This is a genomic window from Halolamina salina, from assembly GCF_042678005.1.
Classification (GTDB): domain Archaea; phylum Halobacteriota; class Halobacteria; order Halobacteriales; family Haloferacaceae; genus Halolamina; species Halolamina salina.
The window spans coordinates 30,581-34,162 of record NZ_JBHUDH010000121.1 but is presented as its reverse complement, the minus strand read 5'-3'; the positions used below and the strand labels follow the sequence as shown (position 1 = coordinate 34,162).

At 68.0% G+C, this 3,582-nt stretch carries 3 protein-coding genes; 1 reads left to right on the top strand and 2 read right to left on the bottom strand.

The window, feature by feature from the left end; genetic code table 11:
* Positions 1-227 precede the first annotated feature (227 nt).
* Positions 228-1,733: a heme-binding protein gene (locus ACFR9S_RS11025; protein WP_379732126.1), complete on the bottom strand. Its 1,506-nt coding sequence runs from the start codon at positions 1,731-1,733 to the stop codon at positions 228-230.
* A gap of 157 nt (positions 1,734-1,890) precedes the next feature.
* On the opposite strand from ACFR9S_RS11025, the gene ACFR9S_RS11020 reads away from it, so the two are divergent.
* On the top strand, positions 1,891-2,415 hold the full coding sequence (locus ACFR9S_RS11020) for a PadR family transcriptional regulator (protein ID WP_379732127.1): 525 nt from the start codon (positions 1,891-1,893) through the stop codon (positions 2,413-2,415).
* Between the two features lie 3 nt (positions 2,416-2,418).
* Here the strand turns inward: ACFR9S_RS11020 and ACFR9S_RS11015 are convergent.
* Positions 2,419-3,582, bottom strand: a 1,164-nt coding sequence (locus ACFR9S_RS11015; protein ID WP_379818654.1) for a PDZ domain-containing protein, incomplete at its 5' end; no start/stop codon positions are given.

Here is a 3,582-nt window from a genome sequence, read left to right as displayed (position 1 = left end):
CAGTCGCTGTTGGCGCGAAGCGCGAGCGCCTCCGTGCGCGAGCCGAGCGCGAGGGACGAACGAGCGAACGGACGTGAGCGAGTGAGTCGGCTGGGGAGGTCCGTGGGCTGTGCGGGGCGGTGCGGTCGCAAGTGGTCTAGCACCGACCTGCTGTTGCCGTCGCTGCCGGCGAGAGCCCGTATCACACCGAAAAACGACCGAAAACGAATAGCCCTCCGACGACCGAATCAGGCCAAGAACACGTGCCGCGGCCGGTCCGCCAGCACGTCACGACCCCACTGCACCGTGTCGCGGAACGCGTCCGAGCGGAAGAACTCCATCGCGTCGTCCTGCGAGCGCCACTGGCTCGCGATGAACATGTCGTTCTCGTCCTCGCGGTTGACCATCAGGTCGGTCTCGAAGTGGCCGTCCATCTCTTCGAGCATCTCGCCGACGGTGTCGAACTTCTCGACGAACTCCTCCTGGTAGTCGGGCTTGACGGTGTAGAACATCCCCATCGTGCCGAAGCCGGACTCCTCGCCGGCGCGCTCGACCACGCCCGGCAGGTCCGAGAGGAACCCCGCCGCGGTCTCGGCGGCGCTTGCGGTGTCCCAGATGCTCACGACCGCGACGCGGTCGGTGTACGTCCCCTCGTACACCGCCGTCTTCACGTGAGTGTCGTAGTGCTCGAAGTTGCCGCGGAGGCCGTCGACCTCCTCGCTGACTTCCTCGGCGTCGGCCTCGCTGTACAGCACCGTCGCGTACACGTCCTCGCCGTGGGGCTGGCCCGCGTAGATGTCGAGGTCCTCGAGTTGGCCGCGGATGTCGCCCGCGTCGGCTTCGTCCTCGTCGTCGCCGTGGTCGTGGTGACCGTCGCCGTCGCCGTGGTCTCCCTCACCGTGATGGTGACCATCGCCGTGGTGGCCCTCGCTCTCGCCGTGGTGGTGACCATCAGGATGACCGCCGTCGTCGCCCGTCGGCACCGTCTCGCCGCGCAGGTACGCGCCCAGATCAGCGGGCGGGAACCGCCGGCCGACGAAGAAGGAGCCGAACTCGCCGTACTTCGAGGTGGCGTCGTCGAACCGGAGCTCGTAGACGATGTCCTTGATGTCGACGGCGTCGCCGGCGAACAGCGTCACGCCCCACTCCCAGTCGTCCAGCCCGAGCGAGGAGGAGATGATCTGGTCGACCTTCCCGCCCCACTTCCGGGCGGTCTCGCCGTGGCCGGCCATCAGGTCCGCGCGCTCGTCGAACGGCAGGTCGTACCAGTTGACCTCCTCGCCGCGGCGCTTGTCCATCGGGTAGAAGCAGACGTACTCGTCGTCGGGCAGTTCGGGCTTGATCTTCCCCTCGATGTACTGCTTCAGCCCCTCGTCGACCTCCTCCTCGTCCTCGGCGAAGTAGGCGTCGGAGACGTACCCCGACACCTCCGTCACGGAGACGTAGGAGGTGGCCTGCTCGGTGAACTCCCCCAGTGCGGTGTGCTCGAACCGCCGCTCGGCCGTCGAGAGGTGATCCAGCGTCGGGCGGAGATGCATCACCAGCAGGTCGGCCTTGTCGCCGACGACGCTGAACACCGCCGAGGTACCCTCGTCGGCGTCGACGACGGCCTCGTGGTCCTCGAGGTACTCCACGCCTTCCGCGACCGCGCGCTCGCGCTCGCGGTCGGGGGCGTCGCGCCAAGCGTCCCAGTCGACGTCACGGAAGTCGTGGAGGACGAACCAACCCTCCTCGGTCTGCGGTGGCTCCGTCATGCTTCAGGGTCGGGACTGTGGGGGCTTGGGCGTTGCGTGTCACTCCGCTCACGAACGATTGAACGGGCGGATTTTCCCGTTACCGCCCGAATCAGTCGCTGAAGCGCCGCTTCCCGGACCGAAACCCTTTCAGAGAACCCCCTCCGTACGGGGAACGATGCGGAAGAGCGGCCCCCCGAAAGGCCTCATCTCGTACATCGTGCTCGAACTCCTCGAGGAGAAGCCCCGGTACGGGTACGAGATCCTCAAGGAGATCGGCGACATCAGCGGCGGTCACTGGGAGCCGTCCTACGGCTCCGTCTACCCCATCCTCTACAAGTTCGAGGACAACGGCTGGGCCGAGCGGATCGAACGCGAGGACGAGCCCGATCGGAAGTACTTCGAGCTCACCGAGGCGGGCGAGCAGGAACTCGCCGAGAAGCGCGTCGAGACCGGCGCGAAGGCCCGGGAGTTCGCCGACGTGATCCTCGGCTTCTACCACGTCTACGTGAGCTTCGCCACCGACGAGCGGTTCGACGTGGAACAGCCCGCCGAACACTGGCGCTTCGACGAGACGTTCTCGCGGTGGATCTGCGAACAGGTCGTCCGGCACCACGAGTACTACTTCGACGACTTCGAGCGCATCGACGACACCCCCGAGGAGTTCTACGACCGGATGGACGTCGAGGAAGACCCCAACTGACGCTCAGTTGAGGAGCTGCGGCCCGAACACCACGAGCAGCAGCGACGCGAGCATCGCGAGCCCGACGCTCGTCGTGATCGCCCGCGTCAGCGTGTGCTTGTCCTCGACGGGCAGCCGTGCGACCACCGCCTCGACGCAGGCCCGGAGGATCCGCCCGCCGTCGAGCGGGTAGCCCGGGATGCAGTTGAAGAAGGCGAGGTTGAGGTTGATCCAGCCGGTCCAAAAGAGGAGGTTCGCCAGCAGGAACACCCCGCCGCCGAGCGGTTCGAGCGGCCCGGTGATCTCGTAGAAGTTCCGGTTGGCCGCGACGAAGCCGGCGAAGTTGTACTGCCCACCGCCGACCGCGCCGATGAACGGTAGCAGGAGGACGACGAGCACCAGACCGAGCACCGAGCCGCCGGCGGCGACGACGCCGACACCGCCGTCGCCGTTCAGCAGCGAGAGGAACCCCGCCGCCGGGTAGTAGTCGACGCCGAGGCTGCTCGTGCCGACGCCGCTGTACTCGCCGTCCGACAGCGGCGCGATGCCCAGATAGCCGCCCGACTCGTTCTCGCGGTAGTCCTCGACCAGCGTCACCGTCGCGCTCCGCCGCTCGCCGTCGACGACCGCGACGACCTCGACTGTCTCGCCGGGGTTACGCTCCTCGAGCGCAGCCGTCACGTCCGCGGCGGTGTGGGTGATCTGCCCGTCGATACTGAGCAGCGTGAACGGCGTTCGAGCGGGGAACCCCGCGGAGTCGTTGAGCGGGTGGTCCCCGGGCTGGCCGCCGATCCCCGGGAGGTCCGGGGCGGTCGCCCGGACGAGCACGCCCATCGGTCCGGTCGTCGTGTCGCCGTCGGCGGTCGTGATCGTGACGCTCGTCCGGTTCCCGACCGCCTCGCGGAACCCGCGTTCGGTGCGGACCTCGGTGCCGTTGACGGCGGTGATCGTGTCGTTCACGTCCAGCCCGGCCGCCCCCTCGCGGTCGAACGGCGAGCCGCCGGCGACTCTGGTAACGAGCAGCGAGCGTTCCACGGTCGTCTCGGTGCCGTCGCCGAGCGTGACCGTCACCTCTGTCTCGTTGCTGTTCGCGAGATAGGCGTCGAGTTCGCTGCCGTTCGTGATCTCGCGGTCGCCGACCATCACGATCCGGTCGCCGCCGTCGATCCCGGCCTCGGCGGCCGCTGA

What these genes read in the sequence shown, in the direction of transcription:
- ACFR9S_RS11025 (WP_379732126.1), bottom strand. Translation starts at nt 1,733, where the DNA reads ATGACGGAGCCACCGCAGACCGAGGAGGGTTGGTTCGTCCTCCACGAC.
- ACFR9S_RS11020 (WP_379732127.1), top strand. Translation starts at nt 1,891, where the DNA reads ATGCGGAAGAGCGGCCCCCCGAAAGGCCTCATCTCGTACATCGTGCTC.